This window comes from Saprospiraceae bacterium (assembly GCA_026129545.1).
Classification (GTDB): domain Bacteria; phylum Bacteroidota; class Bacteroidia; order Chitinophagales; family Saprospiraceae; genus M3007.
In genome coordinates, this window is sequence record JAHCHX010000001.1 from 1,649,149 (window position 1) to 1,674,379 (window position 25,231).

The window sequence follows — 25,231 nt, forward strand, 5'->3', positions numbered from 1 at the left end:
TCTTAGGGCGACGTTCCTAATAACTAACGATTTCAATGACGCAAACCATGGGAGAATCAAGACAGCAAGGGAAAGTCAGGCTGCTCGAATTAGACGCTTTGAGAGGCATCGCCGCATTGATGGTGGTGCTTTTTCATTTTACGATGGACCGCCCGGAAATGTATATGGGGTTCAAGTACGGGGTCACCGGGGTTGATTTCTTTTTCATCATCAGTGGTTTCGTCATTTTTCTGACGCTCTCCAACACCAAAAACTGGAAGGATTTTGTCGTCAGCCGATTCTCTCGCCTCTATCCTACTTACTGGGCGGCGGTGACCTTCACTGCTATCATGACGGTGGTCTATCGCCTCATTCACCATGAGTCCATGTCGGGGTTGCTTGTGCAGGATTTGGCCAACATGACCATGTTCCAGTGGTACTTCAAAATCCCCAATCTCGACGAGCCGTATTGGACGCTGCTGATTGAGATGCAATTCTATGCGGTGATGTTGCTGTTTTTTTACCTTAAATGGCTCGACCGCATCACGTTAATTGGAATTGGCGGTTTGTCGTTCGTTTTGCTCAACCACTTTGTTTTCAGCCAGTCCGCGCCTTTTATCTTCAAATACTCGCGTGGTTTGTTCAGTTTGGTTAATCATTTCCCACTTTTTTTCGCGGGTATTTTGTTCTACAAAATCAAGTTTCGACAAGGGCGCATTCGCTTTAAAGTGCCTTTGTTGGCGGCCTGCTTTGCCACCCAGATTATCCTTTATCCCGATGGCGGCACTTCGTATCTCTATATTTCTCAAGCCGAGTATGCCGTGATGCTGTCGCTGTACTTCGCTGTTTTCTCTCTTTATGCCTTTGATGTGACGCTACACATCGTCAATCGCGCAACGGTGTTTCTCGGCACCATTTCCTACAGCCTTTACTTGGTGCACAAGTTTGTTTGCAAGAGTCTGATTATTCCTTTGTTGGAAGAGGAAATGCACCTCAATTTCTGGTTTGTTGTGTTCGGGGTGTGCCTGCCTTTGGTCATTATCTTGGCGACTTTGATTACTTATTTGGTGGAAAAGCCAGCGTTGGAGTATATCCGCAGGCGCTACAAGAGATTTTCCCAAAGAAAAGCGCTGATGGAGCAGTTGGCGAATTGAGGCAATGCGCTAACTCGCGGTGGTTGACGCGAATGGGGAGGTGACGTATAGTGTTGAAAATGTGCGCTATTGAGGCGGTGGTTTGAAATTACCGCCCGATTAAGAGTTTGAATATCAAGCCTCAATTAATTTCAACCCCTCATTCGCATGATTGGTCAATTCGCGGGTCGCTCATCCTTGCTTTAAGGTGAAAAGGGGCCGGAGTCAAGCCTTTACAAGGTTTCGTGAACTTGGGAAGTCGGGCTGACAAAGAGGGGATGAGCGTTGCGGAGGGAATTTTGCGAGACATGAAGGGTGAACTAAAAACAACAGCCGATTCGGGAGTGTCCCGAATCGGCTGTTGTTTTTAGTTCGTGCCGTCGAACTTCAACTTATCGGACGAATGAAAAATCGTCCGACAAATGCGGCGTATGTATACCTTGATTCGCTAGGATTTGTTAGATGAACATGATTGATGTTCTTGATTTTTAGCAGATTGCGATTGCAGCCATGCCCAAAACCTAACGGCGCGAAGTATACCTACTGTCCCGCATTGGCTTCCAAGAGCCGTTCCACCTTGCCCACAAACGCGAACGGCACGGAATGGGTTGGGTCAAAATTGGTGTTGACGGTGATGATTTTGTAAAAATCGCCTTCCCGCTGCGCATCGTAGGTGGCTCTGATGATGCCCGTTTCGCCGGGGCGAATGGGCTCTTGCGACCAATCTACCGTCACGCAAAAACAGGCGCTGCGCACTTGAAGCAGAATGAGGTTTTCCTTGCTGATGTTTTTGACCGCAAACTCGCGGGTGACGGGTGTGCCGAAGGCAGTCTTTCCCGCGTCAGCCGAACGATTGAGCCATTCCACTTTACCCACGTTCTGGGTGTCGTCCACTGCTTTAAGGGTTTGAGCCGTAGAAACAAGGGCGGTCATCAGGGCTATGGTGCATGAGAGCGAGAATATTATCTTTTTCATAGGAAAAGGTTTTGGCAAACAATTTCAAACACCAAGCCAAAAAAAGGCGAATTGTCAGATTAGGTACAAAAACGCCGGTTGCCCCAATGCGGGACAACCGGCGGAAAGTTTAACATCTTGACAAGTACAAGCCTATCGCTGCACGGCCACTTTCACATACTTAGCTGCGTTGCCTGCCTGAATGCGCAAAGTGTACATGGCTGCTGGCAAATGCCCGTAATCGAAATTGCGATTCAATACACCTGCGCCAAAGTCAACAACTTCGCGCTTGACCATCTGGCCGTAAGTATTGAAAAGCACAAACTCGACTTCTTGGGTTGGTGTACCAGTCATTTCCACAATGAAGGCTCCCGTGTTCGGGTTTGGATACAATTTGAACTCGCTCAACCATGTTGGCTCTTCGGCACTGACCATTGTGATGTTTATGGTTTGCTGAAGGGTGCTGGCTCCGCACACATTGATGGCAGTAAGTTCTACGGTGTACATTCCGTTGGCCGAGTAGGTATGCGTCGGGTTGGTTTGCGAGCTGGTATTTCCGTCGCCAAAATTCCACTGGTAGGTCGTCGCATCCATCGAAAGATTGTTGAACGACACCGTGTTTTGATTGATGTTATATGCAAAACCCGCAGTGGGCACATTCAGCGCCCACACCTCATTCGGAATCGTCAAAGTGTCGGAGCCATACTGATTAGTGACAACAAGCGTGACGGGGAATGAGCCTGTGGCATTGTAAACGACCGTCGGGTTTTTGTCTGTGGAGGTTTGCGGAACACCGCCGGGGAATTCCCAATACCATGCAATGGGGCTGCCAGCAGATTGGTCAGTGAACACCACGTCAAAAGGTATGCAACCAGCGTTTTCGCTCGCGCTGAAAGCAGCGATAGGCGCACTGCCTTCAATAGCGACTTGCAGGGAGAATTCCTTGGTGCCACATTCATTGGTAGCTGTGAGTACGACGGTGAATGTTCCTGTTGTGCCGTAGTTGTGTGTTGGGTTCGCTTCCGTGCTGGTGTTGCCATCGCCGAAATCCCACAAATAAGAATCAGCCCCCGTAGTGGTGTTGTTCAGCACTACGGAAAGCCCTGCGGTTTGGGCCGTGAAGCCTGCATTGGGCAATCCATTCACCGTCACGGTAGCGGAAGTGGTGTCGCTGCCCACTATGTTGGAAGCAATGAGCGTGACCGTGTAGGTACCCGCTTGGTTCCACGTCACCGATGGGTTTGTCTCGTTGGAAGTAGCAGGCTGTCCGTTCTCGAAGAGCCATTCAAACGAAGTCGCGTTTTGGCTCGATTGATTGGTGAACTGAACCGTAAATGGCGCACAACCCTCTGAACTGCTCATAGTAAATGCCGCGCTGGGAGCGGCCTCTGTGACAATCTGCTGCGTAAAGGTAGTGGTACCGCATTGATTGGTCGCTGTGAGCGTCACGGTGTAAGTCCCACTGGTTTCATACTTATGTGTTGGGTTGGTCTCAATGCTCGTGCTGCCATCGCCGAAGTTCCACAGGTAGGAAGTCGCATTTTGAGAAGTATTGGTGAAAACGACCGTCGTACCATTCGTGCTGCTGGTAAAAGACGTGGTCGGAGGCCCCAACACGGTGATGAACCCTTGTTGCGTATAAGTGCTACTGCCGCCCGGTGAGGAAGCCACCAACGTCACATCATACACACCCGGTGTGTTATACACCACGAGGGGGTTCTGTGCCGTCGAACTCGACGGCGTGCCGCCGGGGAATGTCCATTCCCAAGACGTGCTGTTGGCAGAAGAGAGATTTTGGAACTGAACGGTCAAGGCTGCGCAGCCTGTGGTGGTGTTGGCGGTGAAGCCTGCGCTGGGTGCAGTGATGATGACAACATTTTGGGTGAACGTCGTGGTGCCACAGGCATTTGTGGCGGTCAGCGTCACCGAGTAGGTGCCGTCTTGCGCGTAGGTATGCGTGGGGTTTGTGGCAGTGCTGGTGTTACCGTCACCGAAGTTCCACAGATAGGACGTGGCGTTGTTCGACGTGTTGTTGAACGTCGCGGTCAAACTGTCAACGCTGCTATTGAAACCTGCTGTGGGCAACGCGCCCACTGTGACATAGTTGGTTTGCGTGGCGGTGTTGGAGCCTGCGGCGTTGCTCACTGTCAGCGTCACGGAGTATGCGCCCGGCGTGTTGTACGTCACCGTCGGGTTTTGTGCCGTCGAACTCGACGGCGTGCCGCCGGGGAACTGCCAGTTGAAGGTGGTGGCGTTGGCCGACGATTGGTTGGTGAACTGAACGGTCAGGGGGGCGCAGCCGCTTGTCGGCGAGGCCGTGAAGCCCGCCGTCGGCGGGGTCACGATGACCACCGTTTGCGTGGCCGTCGTGGTGCCGCAGGCGTTGGTTGCCGTCAGCGTCACCGAGTAGGTGCCGTCGGCGGCGTAGGTGTGCGTGGGGTTGGTGGCGTTGCTGGTGTTGCCGTCGCCGAAGTTCCACAGGTAGGATGTGGCGTTGTTCGACGTGTTGTTGAACGTCACCGTCGCGCCGTTCGTGTTGCTTGTGAAGCCTGCTGTCGGCACCGTGTTCACCGTGATGTAGTTGGTTTGCGTGGCGGTGTTGGAGCCTGCGGCGTTGCTCACCGTCAGCGTCACGGAGTAGGTGCCCGGCGTGTTGTACGTCACCGTCGGGTTTTGTGCCGTCGAACTCGACGGCGTGCCGCCGGGGAACTGCCAGCTCCACGAGGTGGGGCCGCCGCTGGACTGGTCGCTGAATTGAACAGCCAATGGCCCACAACCACTGGTGGGGTTTGCGCTGAAATTGGCCGAAGGCGGGGAAGAGACAACTACTGTCTTTACGATAGTGTTACTGCCGCAGTCGTTTGTGGAGGTCAATGTCACATTGTAAGTGCCCCCAATTGCGTAGGTGTGGACGGGGTTTTGCAAGTTGCTGGTATTGCCATCGCCAAAGCTCCACATATAGGAAGTGGCACCGTTGGAGTTGTTGGTGAATGTCACCGTCAGCCCGTTGACTGATTGAGTGAAATTGGCGGATGGGATGGCCGTCACGTTGATGTAATTATTCTTAATCATCGTGTTGGTGCCGACCGAGTTGATGGCTACCAACGTGACATTGAAACTTCCGGAGGTGGGATATTGCACCACGGGGTTTTGTTGATTCGACGACGAGGGTATGCCACCGGGGAACAGCCAAGAGTAGGAGGAAGCATTGGGGGAAGATAAGTTGGTGAACTGCACCGTCAATGTGGCACAACCACTTGTGGGATTGGCTGTGAAATCCGCCGTCGGTGCAGTATTGACAATTCTGGTTCTCGTCGCAGTACCGCATTCGTTAGTCACGGTCAGCACCACCGTGTAAACACCTGCTAGCGCATAAGTGTGCACGGGGTTTTGCTCATTGCTGATGTTGCCATCGCCAAAATCCCAGAAATAAGTAAGCGCATTGGAGGCGGTCGCCGTAAAGTTGACCGTCAATCCAGTCACCGTAAAGTTGAAATCGGAGGTTGGGTTAGCCAATATCGTGACTGGTTTTGAGGTGGAAACTGGCCCGCCTATCCCTGTGAGCGTCAAGGTCACGTTGAAGGTGCCGCCATTGTTCCATGTCACCACCGGATTTTGCTGCGTGGATGAGGGTGGGCTGCCGCCGGGAAAAGTCCATACGCGGGTTGCGATGTTACCAGAGGATTGGTCCGTAAATTGAACGGGTTGCCCTTGGCAACCGGGGTTAGGATTCCAATCAAAATCTGCCACCAACGGCTGTGGCGGCGGGCCGCAGGGCGACAAACACCCGTTGTTGATAATTGGGCCGATATAGTTGTTGATGGAGTTGATGGATTGACTGCTCCATGAGTTGGAGGTGTTGACGGAGGGGCACATTATCCAGTTGTTGGGGCAGCCCGAATTGTCGTGGTTGGCGCTGAAATTGTGCCCCAATTCATGGGCTTGCAGCACACGCAACAATTGCTGGTTGGCACTAAAGTCCTGACAGCAATTGTATTTAAAACTGTTGCACACGCCGCTCAAATAGGCAATACCAATGGTGCTGCCATCAAAATCGCGGTTCGTCCAGAGGGTAGCCACGTCAAACGTCACCCCGAAATTGCCTGCTTGGCCCCAAGTCCGAAAACTTGCCAGCAAAGTGCCGGCGTTGTTTGAGTTTGACCAAGGGTCATTTCCCGTCGAGACAAATATCGTCACAATTTCCAGTTCAAGGTCGTGATTGAAGCTGCCATTGTAGTTGTTTTGCACGTTGTTCAAAACAGTGGTGACATGATTCTCCACCCCAGACACAGAACCGTACTTGTTGACCATTGAATTGTCGGCTGCCAAAGCGACTTCCACTTGATAGCAAGCCAACACCTTGGAAGCGGAATCGTGGTCGTGTCCATCATCGGGAGTCATTTCCTTCATCTTGTTTTCCATTTCCAGCAGCATACAAGTACCCTCAACGTTATCCCGCCTAACGGACGCGCTCTCATACACCACAATCATATCCGGAGTGGCGGAGGGTTCGTAGTTGCGATACGGCTCGATGTACCATGTTTTGTCGCCTTCCGTGATGAAGCCCGACAGATAGTCCGCATCCACCACGAAGCGAACTTCGCCGCCCTTGGATTCCATTCCTTTGAATGCCTTGTTCTCGGTTGGCTTCGTCACTTGCAGGCCCGTCGGGGTGAGCACTTGCAGCGTGTATTGGCCCGGTTTGATGATACCGCTCGGCAACAAATTAAATTTCCAGTGGTGGCCGCCAAGGCGCAGTTCATTTTGACTGACATTCGGGTTGTTTTTCACCCAATTGTTGAAGGCTATCAAATCAAGTTGATAGACTTCGACGGTGGTGAAACGCTCATTCAAGGCGTTGGAAAACACAGTGTTAGGAGCTCCGTTGAAAATCTGCGCCTGCAATTGGGCGGCAAAAAAACAGCACGCGCACAACAGGTAAAACAGACGTAAGCGTAGAGTCATGGTCTGATTTAGTTTGACTTAAGTGATTGAAAAATTAGTTGGCACAAAAAGAAAACAACGACCTCGCGGAATGCGGGGTTGCGTCGAGTCATGTCAGCATTGGAAGTGAGAAAGGGGGAATCGGTGTTCGGAATGAGGTGAAGAGGGCGCTCATTTTCATCGGCGAAAGTAGCGTTTGTCCCAAATTTCATTTTCACTCAAAATAAAAAAATGCTTGTTTAGTCAAAAACCAGACGAAATACCGTGCCCCGTGCATCCTTGTCGAATCGTGTGAAAATTGTTCAAACTTATACCTTTGCTGCGCCTAAACAATTCAATCTCACTGTTAAACACCCTGCAATATGCGCTTTCAAAAGTATTGTATGGCCTTAGTGGCCGTTGGTCTCCTCTTCTTTGCCCAAGATGGTCTTGCACAGAGCAAAAGCAAGAAAAAAAGTGATTCTTCTTCGGAATTCAAGTCGCGGCTGTGGTATGGCGGCGGGTTGTTGCTGGGGTTCTCCGGCAGCAGCTTCGGCAACTTGTTTCAATTCGGCCTTGCCCCACAAGTGGGCTACAAAATTGTGGAGCCGCTTTCTATTGGCCCACGAGCTTCCTTTGTTTTTGGCTCTTACAAGCAACCCGGCTTCAAGGCGACCAACCTTTTCAACACCGACATCGGCGGCTTTGTCCGCTTCCGTGTGTATCAAGGCTTCTTCCTGCAAGGCGAGCTGACCAACGAATGGTATCAAGGGGTTGACCGCAACACGACGAGCAAGTTCAAACGCACCCGTTTCAACCAGCGCATCGGGGCGGGCTACAACTTCGCTGGCGGCAGAGGCGGCGCAGGCTCCGAAATCGCCATCATGTACAACTTTGCCATCGCCAATGACCTCGACACTTATGAAAACCCGTTGGAATACCGCCTCGGATTCACTTGGAACTTTTAGACTTGCAACAATAAAGCGCTTAACCAACCACCAAATTTTTTCTTCATGGCAAATCAAAAAATACTCGACCTGCTTGGCGACAAGGCCAAATTCTACCTCGAACACGAATGCAAAACCATTGACAAAAAATCCCTTCACGCACCCTCGCGCGACCATGTGGACAAAATATGGCTGCCAAGCAACCGCAACGCCCAAACGCTCCGAAGCATTCGGCAGATTCTCGGCACGGGTCGGCTCGCCAACACGGGTTATGTCAGCATCCTGCCCGTTGACCAAGGCATAGAGCACTCGGCGGGTGCCTCGTTTGCACCGAATCCGGCTTTTTTCGACCCGGAAAACATCGTGAAACTCGCCATAGAGGGCGGCTGCAACGCCGTCGCAAGCACTTATGGCGTGTTGGGCATTGTCGCCCGAAAATACGCGCACAACATCCCTTTTGTGGTGAAAATCAACCACAATGAGTTCCTCTCTTACCCCAACAAGTTCGACCAAATCATGTTTGGTACCATCCGCGACGCATGGAACATGGGGGCCGTGGCAGTGGGCGCTACTATTTATTTTGGCTCCGCCGAAAGCAGCCGCCAAATCGTGGAAGTCAGTCAGGCTTTTGAAATGGCTCACGAACTCGGCATGGCAACGATTCTTTGGTGCTACACCCGCAACAACGCCTTCAAAAAAGATGGTACCGACTATCATACCTCCGCCGACCTGACGGGGCAAGCCAACCATCTCGGCGTCACGATTCAAGCCGACATCATCAAACAAAAACTGCCAACCAACAACGGCGGCTACAATGCCCTCCAATTCGGCAAAACACATCCAAAGGTGTATTCGGAGCTGACGAGCGACCATCCGATTGACCTGACGCGCTATCAGGTGGCGAACTGCTACATGGGTCGCGTTGGCCTCATCAATTCGGGCGGCGAATCGAAAGGCGCCAGCGATTTGCAGGAGGCCGTCATCACTGCCGTCGTGAACAAACGCGCTGGTGGCATGGGCCTTATCAGCGGTCGAAAAGCTTTTCAAAAGCCAGTGAAAGAAGGCGTTGCGCTGCTTAACGCGATTCAGGATGTTTACTTGGACAGGTCAATCAAGTTGGCTTAGTTGTGCGAAGATGTCTCACAGGTGGTAGTTGCTGACAGGATTGACGAGACTTAAAGGCTCCCTGCCTTTTTCGGGAAAAAACTGTAAATCTGTCGTTCCTGTCGAAATTTCGACCTGTGATACAGCCGCTCATTTGTTGTAAAAAGAACCCAGCCGACACCGTGTGCGGTGTCGGCTGGGTTCTTTTCTCTACTTTGCGGCGAAATTTTGGAAACGCCGCCATGACTCTCCTCATCATTTTCGGCTGCATAGCCCTGCTCATTTTGCTCATTAGTTGGGGCAGGCTGAATGCTTTCATTGCATTTTTGCTTGTGTCGCTTCTGGCAGGTTGGACGCTTGGCATTCCGGTCTCTGAACTGGCCCGCGCGGTGAAGAAAGGCATCGGCGATATGCTGGGCGAGTTGATTATCATTATTTGTCTTGGCGCGATGTTGGGGAAATTGGTGGCGGAAAGTGGCGCGGCACAAAGAATATCGGATGTACTACTCAAAACCTTTGGGCAAAAAAATATCCAGTGGGCTATGATGCTGACTGGTTTTGTGGTCGGCATCCCGTTGTTTTACAATGTCGGATTCGTGCTGCTCGTGCCGCTGCTTTTTTCCGTCGTTTATCGCACCGGATTGCCCGCCGTGTACATCGGCATTCCGATGCTCGCGGCATTGTCGGTCACGCATGGCTTTTTGCCACCACACCCCTCTCCCGCCGCTCTGGTCAATCAGTTTGGTGCGAACCTCGGCCTGACGCTGCTCTACGGGATTGTCATTGCCGTGCCGACCATCATTCTGGCCGGGCCTGTTTTCGCCAAAACTTTGAAAAACATTCGCTCCACGCCACTGCAAACTTTTCAGGCAAAACCCATCCCGGCTGAACACCTGCCCGGCGCGGCGAACAGCTTCTTGTCTGCGCTATTGCCCGTTATCTTATTGCTCGTCACCACCGCTATTCCGCTTTTTTTCCCGCTAAACTTTATTGCCCGCGATATCGTCGCCTTTGTTGGCGATTCCATCATCGTCATGTTGGTCTCCTTGTTGGTGGCGACGTTTTCTCTTGGGCTGGCCAATGGGAAAAGCATGAAAACCATCTCCGAGTTTTATGGAGACGCGGTGAAAGACGTGTCGCTCATCTTGCTTGTGGTAGCGGGTGCCGGCGCGTTGAAACAAGTGCTGGTGGATAGCGGCGTAAGCAACGAAATCGGGGCGATGTTGCAGGGATTGTCCATCAATCCCTTGATTTTGGGCTGGACAATCGCCGCCGTCATACGAGTCTGCGTTGGCTCTGCGACGGTGGCAGGACTGACAGCGGCCGGCATTATGGTGCCAGTAGTGATGCAATCGGGCGTTGACCCCAACCTGATGGTATTGTCGGTGGGCGCGGGCAGCCTCGTGCTTTCTCATGTCAACGACTCTGGTTTTTGGATGTACAAAGAGTATTTCAATCTTTCTATCAAGGACACCCTGCGCTCTTGGACGGTGATGGAAACCATCGTGGCTGTGGCAGGTTTGGCAGGTGTGTTGATAATGGATGCGCTTCTTCGCGCAGCATGAATAGAGGTTATTTGATGGCAAGCCTTCCAAAAAACACCTGCGCTTCCTCTATCGCCGCCACCAAATGGTCAATTTCCTCCCTTGAATTGTAAATCGAAAAAGATGCTCTCACCGTGCCGGGTATTTCCAAAAAATCCATGAGCGGCTGTGCGCAATGGTGGCCTGCGCGAACGCAGATGCTCCTTTGGTCGAGAAAAGTAGCCAAATCGTGCGGATGAATGTCGCCGAGCAAAAACGAAATGATGCCCGATTTTTTCGGCGCTTGGCCGATGATACGCAGCCCCGGCACCGATTGAAGTCGAGCCGTCGCGTACGCTAAAAGCGTTTGAACGTGCCGCTCGATGTTTTTCCGCTCGATGTTTTCTATCCAATCAAGCGCCGCCCCCAACCCAACGATGCCCGCCATGTTGGGTGTGCCTGCCTCGAATTTTTGCGGCGTTGAGGCAAAAGTGGTTTTTTCAAACGCCACGTCCCGAATCATACCACCGCCAAAGACTGTTGGCGACATGGAGTCGAGCCATTTTTCTTTGCCGTAGAGAATACCTGTCCCCGTTGGCCCAAACATTTTATGTCCCGAAAAAACAAGGAAGTCAGCATCAAGTGCCTGCACATCAAGCGGGTGTGCCGCTATGCTTTGCGCGGCATCTACCAGCACCACCGCACTATATTTTCGCGCCAACGCGAGTATATCGTCTATTGGGTTCAACGTGCCCAACGCATTGGAAACGTGGGAGATGGCAACTGCTTTCACCTTGCCCGATTCGATTTCCAATATCTTTTCAAAGGCCGTCATGTCCAGAACCCCCTCATGGGAAATGGGTGCGACGAGCAATCTTGCTTTGTTTTTCAAACAAACTTGTTGCCAAGGAATTAGGTTGGCATGGTGCTCCATCGCCGTGACCAGAATGGCATCCCCCTCCTTCACCCGCTCGGCTGCAAAACTTTGTGCCACAAGGTTGATGCTTGCCGTGGTGCCGCTTGTGAAAATGATTTGGCGGGCGCTTGGCGCATTCAGGAAAGCGCGTGTTTTTTCCCGAACGGCCTCGCAAGCAGCAGTTGCCTTCTCCGCAAGCCCATAAGCACCGCGATGCACGTTGGCGTTGAGATGCTCATAAAAAAATCGCTCGGCTTCCACGACAGCGGTTGGCTTTTGGGTCGTGGAGGCATTGTCGAGGTAGGCCAGTTCGGGACGATGTCGGAATAAGGGAAAATCGTGTCGCAGGGAGGCCGTGTGCATGGGAGACCGATGTTGGAGCATACTGAAAATATGGTGGCGGGAAGTGTGTTTTTGGAGGATTGTGACACCTTGTCTGCGTCCTACCTATCGGTCATCCAGTCTTTCAAAGCTTGCCACGACAGGACGGCACATTTCTTCCTGCTTGGGAATTGATGTGCCATCAAAAAAGTCGCCATTTCAGGGTCGGAAAGCTGGGCTTCCGTGCCATTTTCGACCATTTTCAAAAAACCGTCCATCAGGCTCGGCAATTGTTTCAAGGCCTGGCCTTGGATGTTTCGCATCAACACCGACGTTGAGGCTTTTGAGACCGCACATCCATAGCCATGAAACGTGGCGGCGGCAATGTTTTCGCCATCAATATCCAGATACAACTTGAACTTGTCGCCGCAAAGAGGATTGTACGCTTCTATCACGCATTGCGCGTCGGGGCGCTTTTCGTAGAACAAAGGCGCTCGGTTATGTTCAAGTATTACATCTTGATAGAGCAGCGACAGGTTGTCTTCCATGGTGGGTGTTTGTTTTTTTTAAATCCTATTCGCCCAACATCGCCTGTTGCCAACTGACGAATTTCTTTTTTGGCAGTAGACTTGTTGCGGTGGAGGGCTTTGAGTAAAGGGGATTGTCATTTTTTCGACTGGCAAGGCAAATTTTGCAGTCGAAATCGGGCATATTCGGCGAAAAATTTAACGAAGCCAGTCGGAAAAAGGGCTTTCTCTTCGCCAAAGGCATCCACCGCAACAAGTCTAGTATTAACATGATTTACAAGATTGGTTTTGTGGTTTGAATGCCACTGCCAAAAAACATTTCCAATAAAATCTGTCAGTCGGCAATTGTGCAAGGTGTCAACATTACGGATAAATTTCCTTTTTGCAAGCTTTCAGGGTATTCATCAGGAGCGCCGTCACGGTCATCAGCCCCACGCCGCCGGGCACAGGGGTGATGTGGCTGCATTTGGGGGCGACTGCCTCAAAATCAACATCGCCTACCAACCGATAGCCTGATTTTTTGGTCGCGTCTGGGAAGCGGTTGATGCCCACATCAATCACGACCGCGCCTTCTTTTACCCAATCGCCTTTAATAAATTGTGGAATGCCGATGGCGGCCACCACAATGTCTGCGCGTCGCACTTCTGCGGGCAAGTTTTGGGTGCGCGAGTGCGTCAGTGTCACTGTGCAATCGCCGGGATAACCTTTTCTCGAAAGCAATATGCTTATAGGTGTGCCCACGATGTTGCTCCGCCCTACCACGACGCAATGCTTGCCGGCCGTTTCGATGTTGTATCGGCGCAACATTTCCACAATGCCAAAGGGAGTGGCTGGCAGAAATGCTGGCATCCCTTGCGCCATGCGCCCAAAGTTGATGGGGTGAAAGCCATCCACGTCTTTTCGATGGTCAATGGCAAGCGTGATTTTTTCCTCGTTGATATGGCTTGGCAACGGCAACTGCACAATGAACCCATCCACGTCGGGGTCCTCATTGAGTTGTCGAACGACATCCAGCAATTCTTGCTCCGATGTGTCGGCAGGGCGCTGAATCAGGCTGCTCTTGAAGCCCACCTGCTCGCATGATTTGATTTTGGAACTTACATAAACTTGGCTCGCGGGATTTTCGCCCACCAAAACGGCGGCGAGGTGTGGTGTTTTGCCGCCCCTGCCACGCAATGCCTCGGCTTCAGCGGCAAGTTCGGCTTTGATATTTTCAGAAAGGAGTTTTCCGTCAAGTAGTTGCATGTGTGAATATTTTGGGCAAAGGTAATGCCCAGCGCCGGAAGGCAGTCAGTTTTAGTAGCCGCGAAGGAGGCCACTGAATTTTCTCAATGAGTGTTCGTAAAGAGCCTTATGGTCAAGGTTCGGCACTATCATCCCCTCCCCCTTTTGTGCGGGCGATTGCTCCATGCCCAACACCGCGCGAGCCAACTGCATGGCTCCCGATGCCGATGCGTCTGCCCCTTCATCGTTCACCCAGACGGGTTTTTGGAAAATATCGGCCAGCATTTGTACCCATGCTTGATTCTTGGAGAAGCCACCGCCTGCATGAAGCGTCAGCGTCGGTTGTCGCGCTTCCAACGGCTCGGCGATAATTTTCAGATTGAACAAAACGCCCTCCATGACCGCACGCACCATATTATTATGTGTGTGTCGCGCACTCAGTCCCTGAAAGCTGCCGAGTGCCGCGGCATCGTAGAGGGGTGCGCGTTCGCCATGCAGATAGGGCAAAAAAAGCAGTCCGTCCGAACCGGGCTGGATGCTCAGCGCCTGATTGGCAAACGCATCGGCATCAAGTTCGGACTGCATGATGTGCCGGCGCAGCCACTCCAAGGCATTGGTTCCGTTGTTGCTCGCGCCCCCTACGATACAGCGCCCCTCATCCAGACGATAACAAAATGTGCGCATCTTTTCGTCCAACAATGGCTCATTTGCAACCATCCGAATGGCGGCGCTGGTGCCGATGGTGACGGCGACTTGACCGGGAGCCGTCGCGCCGGAGCCGATGTTGGCCAAGGCACCGTCGCTGGCGCCAATAATGAGCATAGGGAGCATATCCGTGGCAGGGAAAGTGGTGGAAGGCGAGACCAATTGGGGCAGTTGCTCGGCGGAGATGCCCGCGAGCCTCAAAGCGTCTTCGTCCCAATTGTTCGTCCAGATATTCAACAAACCCGTCGCGGAGGCCAAAGAAAGGTCGGACTCGTACCTGCCAGTTAGCCTGTGCCACAAAAACTCCTTGATACCCAGAAACTTGCGCGCATTTTGAAACACCGCTGGCTGGTTTTTTCTTAGCCAAATCAACTTGCACAATGGCGACATGGCGTGGATGGGCACACCTGTGCGACGATAGATTTCCATGCCTTGGCCATCCTGCCGGAGCTGTTTGGCAATGGAGTCTGCACGCAAATCCGACCAAAGAAGAAAATTCGTCAGGGGCCGCCCCGCCTTGTCGAGCGCGACCAGCCCATGCATGGCCGCAGAGAATACGACTGCTCGGATTTTATTCTTCTTGGGAGCCACGGCCTCCAACACCTCTTGCGTATGTCGGAAAACTCTGTCAGGCTCTTGTTCGCTCCATCCATATTCGGGGGTCAGTGTGGTGTTGGCTCTTTCTGCGGTCGTAACGACATGGCCCTCGTCGTTCCATGCGACGGCTTTCACATTCGTGGTGCCAATGTCTATACTGATGAGCATAAGGTACGGACAGGGGAGCTCTTGTTCAGGCAATAATTTGAAGCTATCGCCTGAATAACACGCAAGTCTATTTTTTTTCCACCGCGTGGCCGCCGAATTCATTGCGCAATGCGGCCACCACCTTGCCAGCAAAAGTGTCTTCCTGTTGGGAGCGATAGCGCATCAGCAACGAAAGTGCGATAACAGGGGTCGGCACGCCGAGGTCAAGCGCGGTCTCAAGGGTCCATTTGCCCTCGCCTGATGAGTGCATCACGCCGCGAATAGCATCCAGATGGGGGTCTTTGGAGAAGGCATTGGCGGTGAGTTCCATGAGCCATGAGCGAACCACCGAGCCATGATTCCAAAGCGTGGCGACTTGCTGAAAATCAATGTCATAACTCGATTTTTCCAACACCTCGAAGCCCTCGGCAATGGCTTGCATCATGCCGTATTCTATGCCGTTGTGCACCATTTTGGTAAAATGGCCAGCCCCCGGCCCACCAATGTAGAGAGAGCCTCCAGGCAAGGAAATATCATCGAAAATAGGACGACACAAATCATACACCGCTCGCTCGCCACCAATCATCGTGCACGCCCCATGCAAGGCGCCCGAAGTGCCGCCAGAGGTGCCGCAGTCGAGGAATTCGACACTCATTTTTTTCAGAAAGTGGTAGCGTCGAATCGAATCGTTGAAGTTGGAGTTGCCACCATCAATCAGGATATCGCCCGCCACCAGATGAGGGAGCAAGTTTTCAATCACTTCGTCCACTACATTGCCAGCCGGCACCATTAGCCAGATGACACGCCGAGGGGAGAGCTGACCGCATAACTCCGCGAGGGAGTTGGCGGCGAAGATGTCTTTTTCAGTCGAAATTTTTGCAGTCAACGCTGCGGAATGGTCGTGCGCGACGACTTGATGACCATGCTCGCGCAAATTGAGGGCAAGATTGTAACCCATTTTGCCGAGACCGATTAAGCCAATGTGCATGAGTGAAATGTGGGAATTTGAGAACGTGATAATGTGGGAATTGCGAGGTTTTGGGAGATGCTGTGATAATCGTCAACGAGGTTTTACTTGTTGCAGGTCAATGTGCAAGAAGCACTTTTAGTGGTGAGTCAAAGGTGGTCGCGGATTTTTTTGGGCAGTTTGGCTTTGACCAATTCGTAAGACCGACGCACAAAAAACGCCCATTCCTCCTTGTTCAGCAAGCCATATTCAGCCACCGACACCCATTTGGCGCTCGCTAAATACGGGGCGGGTTTGAAGCCGGGGCGGGTGGAAACCTCATCAAACGAATCGTCAGGCACTTTGAATGATATGGGACTGTCAGGCTCCAGCCCTGTGGCACAAAACATTTTTCCGCCCACGCAAAAACAAAGGTCGTTCTCCCATTTGATGTCCTCCGTGGCACCGGGAAGAGAAAGACAAAGGGTGCGAAGCATTTCGATATCCATATCATTTCAGTTCGAGCAGACCAAAAATGCCAGCATCAATCCAGCCTCTGTTTTTGTCTTCGCCTTCCACGCGCACCGAGCCGATAAAATGTTCTCGTTCGGGCGAGTAGTCGTTGTCGCAATACGCCAATGCGAACCCCAGCTTTTTGCCCGCTTTGAGCATGCGAGGGATATTGTCGCCCCCCTCCACATATCGGTTTCCGTCGAAGATTTTGATAGCCACCTCCCATGTGGTCACGTTGCCGTTGGTGACACGCCGCATGGTGCAGTGGTCGTCATAGTAGCGAGGTTTTTTGTCCGAAGCGATATCCACCACCCTGCCGTCGAGCGCGATATGGTAGGCAAAGGCGTTGTGGTTATATTGGTGGTCGCCCCCCGAAGCATCCTCATCCACAAAAATTTCGAGGCAGTCATCGTCCCAGTAGTGATACAGCCCATCGGCATGAATATCGAGCAAGGTGTCATCCGTGATTTCGGCCAACACATACAAATTATTCTCGTCCCAAAGAATCTTGTAGCGCCCGGAAAAATCCGCTGCGGTGGGAGGCGGGTCGCCCAGCCAAACTTGGTCGAGCGGAAGCCACACCGCGTTTTGCCAAGCAAGGTCGTCGCTTGTTCCATCAATGGTGGGTGTGCCGTAGTTTGCCTCAAAACGCTGTCTCGATGCGAGTTCATCCGCTTCGGAGGCCTTCCTCCCGGGTGACTGTTGAAAAAGCACAAAAAGCACCGCTGCCAGCGCGATGGAAAGGCCGATAAGTGTGTTGCGTTCCATATAATTTTTTTTGGACAAAGGTGCCTGTTTTTTGAAAATTTGAAATAAAATTCGGCAAAATCAGGAGCTGCGAATTTAAATAACTCCGCATCTAAAAATGCGCCGAAAAGCCGTGTTTGTTTCTCGAAAGAGCAAAACTCTTGGCACGATTTTCGGGCAAATTGACAAGGCAAACACCAAGATTGGCGCTAAAATCTTTTAATGAAGAATTTATCAGCCATGTCTTTGACCTCTACTTGGGAAGCGCGTAATTTGCATAACATTTGCCTCGTCTTCCTCTACCAAACAGCTGCTAAAAATCGGGCTGTTTCCCCTCAATAATCCTTTTCCCTTGAGCGAATAAATTGTTGATAAGGAACGGTACGCCTGCGACCGTTCAGTTGATGTGCGCAGGCTAATCCTAATCACGGTTTTTGCAATTTCAAAAACTAAACTTCGATGTACGACGGACTAAAGCAATATGAAAATCACCTCGACGAATCAGAGCCTCGCTGGTTTGCGGTTTACACCAAATACAAGCGGGAAAAACTGGTGCAGAAACGCCTTCAAGAAAAAGGAATTCACGCCTACCTCCCCACACAGCGACTGACTCGACGCTACGAGCGAAAGGTGAAAACGGTAGAGTTGCCACTCATTAGTTGTTATGTGTTCACGAGAATTACTCGGCAAAACTACGTCCCCGTTTTGGACACCACCGATGTGCTCCAGTTCGTCAAATTCTCCCAAAATCTGATAGCCATTCCCGAGCGAGAGATACAACTGCTCCAACGCATCGCTGCCGATGGCATCAGCGTGGAAGCGACGGCCCCATCCATGCTTGTAGGCGAAGAAGTAGAAATAGTGGCAGGAAATTTGGCTGGTGTCAGAGGCATTTTGTTGGAAAAAGAGCGAAAGAAAAACTTTGTGGTGGAGCTGCAGGCCATTGGCTGCTCCCTGCGCATCCACATTGACCCCACCATGCTTAGGCCCCTCTGCAACCCAGCCCTACCCAATTGAGCCTCTTCATAAATGTGCTTTTCCCTTAAAAACCGATATAATACACAACCGCCGAAGTTAACAATGACGAAAAGGCAAAAAAAAATTTTTGCAATGCCAAGCCAGATTAAGTCCTTTGCGACTTATCGTCGGCGAAGCCATATTTTCCTGATAATGAGTAACTCCGACCATGTCATCTTTCCACAACTTTAATACGCGAATGAAAAACTTCACCCTTCTCGGAGCCGCTGGCTACATCGCCCCGCGGCACATGTTGGCCATCAAAGAAACGGGAAACACCCTCGTGGCTGCTTTGGACAAACACGACAATGTGGGCGTCATTGACAGTTATTTCCCGGAGGCCTACTTCTTCACGGAATTTGAACGTTTCGACCGCTTCGTGAGCAAGCTGAAGCGAGAAGATATGGATATTGACTATGTCTCTATTTGCTCGCCCAACTACCTGCACGACGCGCACATTCGATTCGGCTTGCGCATCGGTGCCGACGTGATTTGCGAAAAACCACTCGTGCTCAACCCATGGAACTTGGATGCGCTGCGCGCAGAAGAAGAGTATTTTGGCAAATCCGTGTACACTATCCTCCAACTGCGGCTACACCCGCACATGCTCGACCTGAAGCGCAGGGTGGAAGCGGCCCCTCCCGACAAAGTGTTCGACGTGGAGGTGACTTACATCACCTCTCGTGGCAACTGGTACTACACCAGTTGGAAAAGCCAAACCGAAAAATCAGGAGGCATCGCCACCAACATCGGCATCCATTTTTTCGATGCGCTGACTTGGATTTTTGGCAACGTGAAAGAAAACGAGGTACATCTGCACACACACGATAGAGCAGCGGGCTACCTTGAATTTGACCGGGCACGGGTGCGCTGGTTCCTCAGCATCAATTACGACACCATCCCCACCGACGTGCGCGTGAGTGGCGGACGCACCTTCCGCTCTTTTCTGGTGGACGGGGAAGAAATCGAGTTCAGCGATGGCTTCCGTGATTTGCACACGAAAAGTTACGAGGCCGTCTTACAAGGAGAAGGCTTCGGTCTCGACGACGCAGAAGAGGCGGTGCGCATCACCTACGACATTCGTAACGCGAAGCCGAAAGGATTTGCCGACAACAGCCACCGCTTGGTATCTTTGCCCCTGTCGCCGCACCCTTTCGAAAGGGAGGAAATGATTGAGTTCCAATAAATCTTCATCAATGTTGGGCTTCGAGCCACATTTTCTCCATATATTGCGCGGCTCGAAGCCCTTCTTTCATAATCCTTCAATCCATCACAAAAAAACAATCGTATATCCCACATCCCACTATGAAAAACTCGATTTACGCACATCAAACACCTCCGGCTATGCCGACCGGGCCCGCTCAATTTCTCAAGAACCTGTTCTCGCCTTATTTTGGAGGACAGACGAAAATAGGAACACACCTTTCGGTGGACATCCATGCCCACTGGCTTCCCGGTGTTGACGACGGCGCTCAAACCGAAAAAGAAGGATTGGCCATGGTAAGAGGGTTGGTCGAGCTGGGCTATCGGAAGCTTGTCGCCACACCACACATCAAGGAAACCTTTCCAAACGAGCCTCGAAACCTTCGGCGCGTCTTCGAGCACTTCAAAAAAACGGTGCACAAAGCAGGTATAGAGGTGGAATTGGCGCTGGGCGCAGAATATATGCTCGACGCTGGCTTCGATGCTCATCTGGAAAGCGGCGATTTGCTCACGGTGCATGGAAAATATCTGCTGGTGGAACTCAACACCCAACAAGTGCAAATACTTCCGGCATTGCAAAAAATACTGTCCAACATCCAGAAAAAAGGCTACGTCCCTATTCTTGCCCACCCAGAACGCTACGCCTATTATTGCAACAACTGGAACACCATGGAAGGATTGAAGGAGACCGGGCTTCTTTTCCAAGGCAACGCGATGGCCGTCTCTGGCTTGGAAGGCAAGGAAATGGCCAAACGAGCGCGCAAAATCCTCGACAATGGTTGGTACGAATTCATCGGCACCGACATTCACACCGTAGCCCATTTGAAGCATCTGAGCAAGGCGGGATTTTCCCAAAAATTTCGGAACGAACAATTCTTGCAATTGGCGTAAGTGCAACCCCGTTCATCGCCTCAACGTCCCCAAATGCCCTTCGCACACTTGGCACGGTTTTGTTAATGCAAAAATCGTTGAATTTAATCCGCTGTTTTCCAGCCTTTGGTGTCCTAAATAGTTCACAAAACATTTTCCCAATAGTTACAATGACGAATCATACACCTACCCCACTCGCGGCGGCCTTGGTCGTCGCTTTTATTGCCCTGATGAGCAGCTGTGGCAGCGTCAAACACCGCGAAATGCTCATGTTGCAAGACATCCAAGCACAGCTGAGCGCCATCGACACATTCCCAGCCCTTAAAATCCAAACGGACGACATCCTGAACATCCACGTCACCAGCAAATCCGAAGAAGCGATTAGGGCTTTTCAATCTCAACAGATTCAATCCTTTGCAGGCTCTGGCGAAACCGCGCTGGGTGTTTTGGAAGGCTATCGAGTGGACGAGGGTGGCTATATCTATATGCCTTATCTGGGCAAGATAAAAGCTACTGGCAAGACGGTTTTCCAGCTGCGGCAAGAAATCCAGAGCGACTTGGTTTCGTTTTTCGCCGACGCTACCGTGCAAATACGCTTTCAGAATTTCCGCGTCACGATGATTGGCGAATTCACCCGACCCAACACCTACACCATACCCAACGAACACCTCAACATTCTCGAAGCCGTCGGTATGGCGGGCGACTTCACCCCTTACGCTCGCCGCAACAACGTCCTCGTCATCCGCGAACGCAATCAAGTGCGCGAATTCGGACGCATCAACACGCAGGACACATCCCTTTTCAACTCTCCCTATTTTTATCTCCGCCCCAACGACGTGGTGTATGTGGAGCCGCTGAAAGCCAAAGAGTTCGCCACACAAGGCGACTTTTGGTCGAGATACGCCAACGCCATGTTCCCAATAGTCTCATTGGTGACCTTCGTGCTGGGCATTGCGATTACTAGATAAAAAGCCATTTTCAAAAACGAGTTTTCGATGACAATGCGCGTCGGTTCGACCTGACAAGCAAGTCGAAAACCATCAAAAAAGCACTTCAATCGTGAATAAAGAAGATAAAATTGATTACGGCCAATTGCTCCGCAAAGCAATAAAATACTGGTGGCTCTACCTCCTCATCCTCCCGCTCTGCGTGGGGCTTTCGGTCCTCTACCTCCGCAAAACCCACCCCAAATACGAGGCAACCGCCATGTTGCTCATCAAAGACGAGGAAAAATCAGGGGCAGTGGTGGAACAAGCAGTCCTTGACGGGCTGGGCATCAAAGACATCAAGAAAAAAGGCTTGGAAAACGAGGTACACATCCTCAAATCCACCCCCTTGATGGAAAACGTGGTGCGCAATCTGGAGACCCAATACGAGTACTACAGCATCGAGTGGATGAAGCGCCGCGACATCAGCAAGGACAGCCCCGTGAAAGTGGTGGACTGGAAACCCGCTTACGACAACGCCACCGTGGAAGGCGACGTGCATTTTGTCGGCAATGGCGGTTATCTTTTAAAACTGAAAAAAGCCGAGTATCAAGGAGAGTTTGGCAAAGAACTGCGGATGCCAGAAGGCAAACTAACACTGGCCTTCAATCGCTCAAAAGAATCGGACGGGCCAATCGGCATCAGGGTGCTGACCCCGGCCATCAAGGCATTGGAACTGATTGAAGGGCTGGATGTGAAGGCAGTTGGCGAAGAGGCAAGTATATTGCGCCTCACGCTCAAGGACCACGTCGCCTCTCGCGCGGAAGCCACGCTGACCGAACTCATCAAACTATACAACCAGCAATCCATTGACGAGAAAAACAAAGTTTTTGAAAACAGCCTCAACCTCCTCAACGAACGCATCAACTTGATTGCCCAAGAGCTCTCCGCGGCGGAAAGCAACGTGGAAAGCTACAAGCGAAGCAACAGCATCTACGAAATCAGCGCGGAAGGCAGCCTTTTGCTCAGTGAAATGGCCAACCACAACAGAGAAATCGCCGCGACCGACGTGCAATTGCAAATCCTGAACTCCATTCAGGATTTCCTTACGGCTAACAAAGAGAACTTCGAGTTTGTCCCGACCAACATCAGCATCAACAACCTGACGCTGACCAACCAACTCGCTCAATTCAACACCCTGCTGTCCGACCGCGACAGGATGAAGACCAATCTCGGCCCTTCTCACCCGGACTTGATTTTGGTGGAAAAGCAAATACGCAACCTCCGCCAAACCATCATCGAGAACATACGCGGCATCAAGGCCGACATCCAACTGAACCGAAACGCCAAAGAGCAGTTGAGCTCCAACGTGCAAAATCGAATGTTGAGCCTCCCCCGCCGCGAGCGCGTGTTGGTGGACTTGGAGCGCAACAAAACGCTCAAGGAAAACCTCTACCTCTACCTTTTGGAAAAACGCGAGCAATCAGCCATCTCGCTGGCCGTCACCACCGCCACAGGCCGCGTCATCGAGCCAGCCAAAGCGTTCGACCCCATCAGCCCTAAAAAAGCACAGATTTACCTCATCGCGCTCTTCTTGGGCCTGGCCATCCCGACGGGCATCGTCTTCGCCATCCACAGCCTCAACAACAAGGTAATGACAGAAGACGACGTGCAACGCGCCGTATCGGCCCCCATGGCTGGCGTGCTGGCATTGAGCCGGAGAAAATCGCGCGTGGTGGTCAAAGAAAACAGCACTAGCGCCGCCGCAGAGATGTTCCGCGCGTTGCGTGCCAACCTCGCCTTCATCGCGCCGGGCAAAAAAATCCAGACCATGATTGTCACCTCCAGCATACCCGGAGAAGGCAAATCATTTGTCGCGCTCAATTTCGGCGTGACACAAGCATTGGCTGGCAAAAAAGTAATTCTACTCGAACTTGACCTACGCAAGCCCAGCCAGCAATTCGACGACTTGGAAACCTCCGAAGAAGGCGTGGTCAACTACCTCATTGACCCCTCCCTCAAAGTGGATGACATCATCGAAAACACCGGGCTGCACCACAACTACGACGTGATTCGCTGTGGCATCAAACCACCAAACCCAAGCGAGCTGCTGCTATCCGAGCGACTGCGCGAACTCATCAACATCTTGCGCCAACGGTACGATTTCATCATACTCGACACCCCGCCAGTAGTGGTCGTGGCCGATGCGGTGCAAATCAAGGATGTCGCCGATGCCACCATGTATGTGCTGCGTTCGGGTTACACGCCCAAAGCACAGCTCCGATACGTCCGCGACCTTGTGGAAAAAGACAAGTTGCCCATGCCCTTCATGGTACTCAATGCGGTAAACCTCAACAAGGACACTTACGGAGGGTACTATACCTCTTATTACGGGAAAGAAGATTGAGCAAAAGGGTTGAACTCGTTCCATGTCGCTGAAACAAAAGACGATAAAGGGGTTGTCGTGGGCATTTGTTGACCGCTTCGCCAACCAAATATCTCAATTCATTTTTGGGATTATTCTGGCAAGATTGCTGTCGCCTGCCGAATACGGGTTGATTGGGATGTTGGCGATATTTTTTGAAATCGCCGACACCTTCGTGGTGGCTGGATACAGCGAAGCCCTCATCAGAAAAAGCGACCCTTCGAGAAAAGATTACTCGACCGTTTTTTTGGTCAATATCGCCACCGGTATTTTGTTCTATGGGCTGCTGTGCGTCGCTGCGCCGAGCATCAGTTGGTTTTTCAACGAGGCGCAGCTGACCCCCATCATTTGGGTCATGGGCAGCACCATCGTCATCAGCGCCTTGGGCATGGTAGCAAGGGTGCCGCTGACCAAAAACATGGACTTCAAATCGCTGGCCACTATCTCAGTGACGAGCAATATCATCTCTGGTGGAGTCGCCATCGTGTTGGCTTTTCAAGGTTGGGGCGTTTGGAGCTTGGTGTGGCGCAGCATCGTGCAAAGCATTGTCTCCACCTTGTTGGTGTTTGTTTTTTCGAGGCCAAAATTCGGGCTGGAGTTTAGCCGCGCCTCTTTCCGCGAGATTTTTGGGTTTGGCTCCAAACTGCTCGCATCGCGTCTGTTTCTCGAATTTTACAACAACCTCTACTACATACTCATCGGCAAATTTTTCAGTGCCAGAGAATTGGGTCTTTTCACGCGGGCCAATGGCTACAAGGATATGTTTTCGCGGACGCTGCACAACGTCATCCAATCCGTGAGTTTCCCGGCTTTGGCCACCATCAAAGACGACAACGAGCGGCTAAAAAGCGCCTATCGAAAACTGGTGCAAATCACCACTTTCCTCACTGCTACCTTGATGTTTGGGCTGGCCGCCACCGCCGACAACTTTATTCTGGGGCTGATTGGCCCCAAATGGGCCGACGCGATTCCGTACCTCCAATTGCTCAGCATAGCTGGCATCTTTTATCCTCTACACTACATCAACCTCAACATATTAGTCATCAAAGGAAAATCTGGCACACATTTTAAGTTGGAATTCTTGACCAAACTCATTGCGGTGCCAGCGTTGGTCACAGGATATTTCTTCGGCATCAAGGCCATGATAGTGTGCATGATTTTCACATGGGCGCTCGATTATCTGGTAACTTCCTCCACCGCTGGGCGCGAAATAAACTACCCGCTCAAGGAGCAAATCCACGACATCCTATCATGCTTCCTATTTGCGTTGGCGTTGGGTACCTTTGTTTGGCTAATCGGTCAAGCGCTGACATTGCACCCGTTGCTCACGCTCCTGATTCAGGTCTCGCTCGGTGCGCTGTTCACCGTGTTTGTCTCCAATCAATTCAAAATCAAGCCTTTTTTAGAAATACAAGAGATTGTTTTGCAAAAAATAAGAAAACCCGCAATAGGCTGAAACACCGACAACAAACAACCAACAACAAACAACCAACAACGAACAACAAACAACGAACAACAAACAACCAGCAACAAACAACCAGCAACAAACAACCACCAACGAACAACAAACAACGAACAACAAAC

The 25,231-nt window shown here is 51.6% G+C and carries 19 protein-coding genes and 9 pseudogenes; 10 read left to right on the forward strand and 18 right to left on the reverse strand.

The genetic code is table 11. The features are described from left to right. The first annotated feature begins 47 nt into the window (after positions 1 to 47). On the forward strand, positions 48 to 1,133 hold the full coding sequence (locus tag KIS77_06210) for an acyltransferase (protein MCW5921920.1): 1,086 nt from the start codon (positions 48 to 50) through the stop codon (positions 1,131 to 1,133). Positions 1,134 to 1,652: 519 nt separating this feature from the next. Here the strand turns inward: KIS77_06210 and KIS77_06215 are convergent. From KIS77_06215 to KIS77_06265, 11 genes and pseudogenes are all read right to left on the reverse strand, one after another. Continuing rightward, a complete protein-coding gene (locus KIS77_06215) occupies positions 1,653 to 2,087 on the reverse strand; it encodes a DUF1573 domain-containing protein (GenBank protein MCW5921921.1) in 435 nt (144 codons plus the stop codon). Positions 2,088 to 2,219: 132 nt separating this feature from the next. Further along, the gene (locus KIS77_06220) at positions 2,220 to 2,573 is read right to left on the reverse strand and encodes a T9SS type A sorting domain-containing protein (GenBank protein ID MCW5921922.1); all 354 of its coding nucleotides are present in this window, start codon (positions 2,571 to 2,573) and stop codon (positions 2,220 to 2,222) included. Next, a pseudogene (locus KIS77_06225) lies at positions 2,553 to 2,660 on the reverse strand (PKD domain-containing protein). The gene KIS77_06220 and the pseudogene KIS77_06225 overlap by 21 nt, the downstream one beginning before the upstream one ends. A 96-nt stretch (positions 2,661 to 2,756) precedes the next feature. Continuing rightward, positions 2,757 to 3,122 (reverse strand): annotated as a pseudogene (locus KIS77_06230) (PKD domain-containing protein). Between the two features lie 105 nt (positions 3,123 to 3,227). Beyond that, positions 3,228 to 3,428, reverse strand: a pseudogene (locus KIS77_06235) (PKD domain-containing protein). Positions 3,429 to 3,503: 75 nt separating this feature from the next. Next, a pseudogene (locus KIS77_06240) lies at positions 3,504 to 3,776 on the reverse strand (PKD domain-containing protein). A 186-nt stretch (positions 3,777 to 3,962) separates the two neighbouring features. Next, a pseudogene (locus KIS77_06245) lies at positions 3,963 to 4,253 on the reverse strand (PKD domain-containing protein). A 186-nt stretch (positions 4,254 to 4,439) separates the two neighbouring features. Next, positions 4,440 to 4,730 (reverse strand): annotated as a pseudogene (locus KIS77_06250) (PKD domain-containing protein). A gap of 177 nt (positions 4,731 to 4,907) precedes the next feature. After that, positions 4,908 to 5,138, reverse strand: a pseudogene (locus KIS77_06255) (PKD domain-containing protein). A 240-nt stretch (positions 5,139 to 5,378) separates the two neighbouring features. Continuing rightward, positions 5,379 to 5,738, reverse strand: a pseudogene (locus KIS77_06260) (PKD domain-containing protein). 99 nt (positions 5,739 to 5,837) lie between these two features. After that, positions 5,838 to 7,031 (reverse strand): annotated as a pseudogene (locus KIS77_06265) (hypothetical protein). A 341-nt stretch (positions 7,032 to 7,372) separates the two neighbouring features. On the opposite strand from KIS77_06265, the gene KIS77_06270 reads away from it, so the two are divergent. The 3 genes from KIS77_06270 (at position 7,373) to KIS77_06280 (ending at position 10,605) form a co-directional block, all read left to right on the forward strand. Beyond that, positions 7,373 to 7,957, forward strand: a complete 585-nt coding sequence (locus KIS77_06270) for a hypothetical protein (protein MCW5921923.1) — start codon at positions 7,373 to 7,375, stop codon at positions 7,955 to 7,957. A 45-nt stretch (positions 7,958 to 8,002) separates the two neighbouring features. After that, positions 8,003 to 9,061 (forward strand): class I fructose-bisphosphate aldolase, encoded by a 1,059-nt coding sequence (locus KIS77_06275; protein MCW5921924.1) that lies wholly within the window; start codon positions 8,003 to 8,005, stop codon positions 9,059 to 9,061. Positions 9,062 to 9,282: 221 nt separating this feature from the next. Then, complete coding sequence (locus KIS77_06280; protein ID MCW5921925.1) at positions 9,283 to 10,605, forward strand: gluconate:H+ symporter; 1,323 nt, start codon at positions 9,283 to 9,285, stop codon at positions 10,603 to 10,605. A 7-nt stretch (positions 10,606 to 10,612) separates the two neighbouring features. Here the strand turns inward: KIS77_06280 and KIS77_06285 are convergent, their stop codons facing one another. The 7 genes from KIS77_06285 to KIS77_06315 form a co-directional block, all read right to left on the reverse strand. Then, on the reverse strand, positions 10,613 to 11,842 hold the full coding sequence (locus KIS77_06285) for a SufS family cysteine desulfurase (GenBank protein MCW5921926.1): 1,230 nt from the start codon (positions 11,840 to 11,842) through the stop codon (positions 10,613 to 10,615). An 80-nt stretch (positions 11,843 to 11,922) separates the two neighbouring features. Then, positions 11,923 to 12,348, reverse strand: coding sequence for an SUF system NifU family Fe-S cluster assembly protein (locus KIS77_06290; GenBank protein MCW5921927.1), 426 nt, complete (start codon positions 12,346 to 12,348; stop codon positions 11,923 to 11,925). Between the two features lie 342 nt (positions 12,349 to 12,690). Beyond that, the gene (locus KIS77_06295; protein ID MCW5921928.1) at positions 12,691 to 13,572 is read right to left on the reverse strand and encodes a bifunctional 5,10-methylene-tetrahydrofolate dehydrogenase/5,10-methylene-tetrahydrofolate cyclohydrolase; all 882 of its coding nucleotides are present in this window, start codon (positions 13,570 to 13,572) and stop codon (positions 12,691 to 12,693) included. Between the two features lie 51 nt (positions 13,573 to 13,623). Next, positions 13,624 to 15,021 carry a gluconokinase gene (locus KIS77_06300; protein ID MCW5921929.1) on the reverse strand — a complete coding sequence of 466 codons (1,398 nt, stop codon included), beginning with the start codon at positions 15,019 to 15,021 and terminating at the stop codon, positions 13,624 to 13,626. 67 nt (positions 15,022 to 15,088) lie between these two features. After that, positions 15,089 to 15,988 carry a decarboxylating 6-phosphogluconate dehydrogenase gene (gnd, locus tag KIS77_06305; GenBank protein MCW5921930.1) on the reverse strand — a complete coding sequence of 300 codons (900 nt, stop codon included), beginning with the start codon at positions 15,986 to 15,988 and terminating at the stop codon, positions 15,089 to 15,091. A gap of 128 nt (positions 15,989 to 16,116) precedes the next feature. Beyond that, the gene (locus KIS77_06310; GenBank protein ID MCW5921931.1) at positions 16,117 to 16,455 is read right to left on the reverse strand and encodes an MmcQ/YjbR family DNA-binding protein; all 339 of its coding nucleotides are present in this window, start codon (positions 16,453 to 16,455) and stop codon (positions 16,117 to 16,119) included. Between the two features lies 1 nt (position 16,456). Further along, the gene (locus tag KIS77_06315; GenBank protein MCW5921932.1) at positions 16,457 to 17,227 is read right to left on the reverse strand and encodes a CBM9 family sugar-binding protein; all 771 of its coding nucleotides are present in this window, start codon (positions 17,225 to 17,227) and stop codon (positions 16,457 to 16,459) included. Between the two features lie 438 nt (positions 17,228 to 17,665). Here KIS77_06315 and KIS77_06320 point away from each other — a divergent pair, with 438 nt between their 5' ends. The 6 genes from KIS77_06320 to KIS77_06345 all read left to right on the forward strand — a co-directional run bounded on the left by KIS77_06320 (position 17,666) and on the right by KIS77_06345 (position 25,103). After that, positions 17,666 to 18,223, forward strand: a complete 558-nt coding sequence (locus KIS77_06320; protein ID MCW5921933.1) for a UpxY family transcription antiterminator — start codon at positions 17,666 to 17,668, stop codon at positions 18,221 to 18,223. Positions 18,224 to 18,422: 199 nt separating this feature from the next. Further along, complete coding sequence (locus KIS77_06325; GenBank protein MCW5921934.1) at positions 18,423 to 19,409, forward strand: Gfo/Idh/MocA family oxidoreductase; 987 nt, start codon at positions 18,423 to 18,425, stop codon at positions 19,407 to 19,409. 119 nt (positions 19,410 to 19,528) lie between these two features. After that, positions 19,529 to 20,317 (forward strand): hypothetical protein, encoded by a 789-nt coding sequence (locus tag KIS77_06330; GenBank protein MCW5921935.1) that lies wholly within the window; start codon positions 19,529 to 19,531, stop codon positions 20,315 to 20,317. Positions 20,318 to 20,466: 149 nt separating this feature from the next. Further along, a complete protein-coding gene (locus tag KIS77_06335) occupies positions 20,467 to 21,264 on the forward strand; it encodes a polysaccharide biosynthesis/export family protein (GenBank protein ID MCW5921936.1) in 798 nt (265 codons plus the stop codon). 91 nt (positions 21,265 to 21,355) lie between these two features. Next, positions 21,356 to 23,629 (forward strand): polysaccharide biosynthesis tyrosine autokinase, encoded by a 2,274-nt coding sequence (locus KIS77_06340; protein ID MCW5921937.1) that lies wholly within the window; start codon positions 21,356 to 21,358, stop codon positions 23,627 to 23,629. A 22-nt stretch (positions 23,630 to 23,651) separates the two neighbouring features. Next, the gene (locus KIS77_06345; GenBank protein ID MCW5921938.1) at positions 23,652 to 25,103 is read left to right on the forward strand and encodes a lipopolysaccharide biosynthesis protein; all 1,452 of its coding nucleotides are present in this window, start codon (positions 23,652 to 23,654) and stop codon (positions 25,101 to 25,103) included. The last annotated feature ends 128 nt before the right edge of the window (positions 25,104 to 25,231 follow it).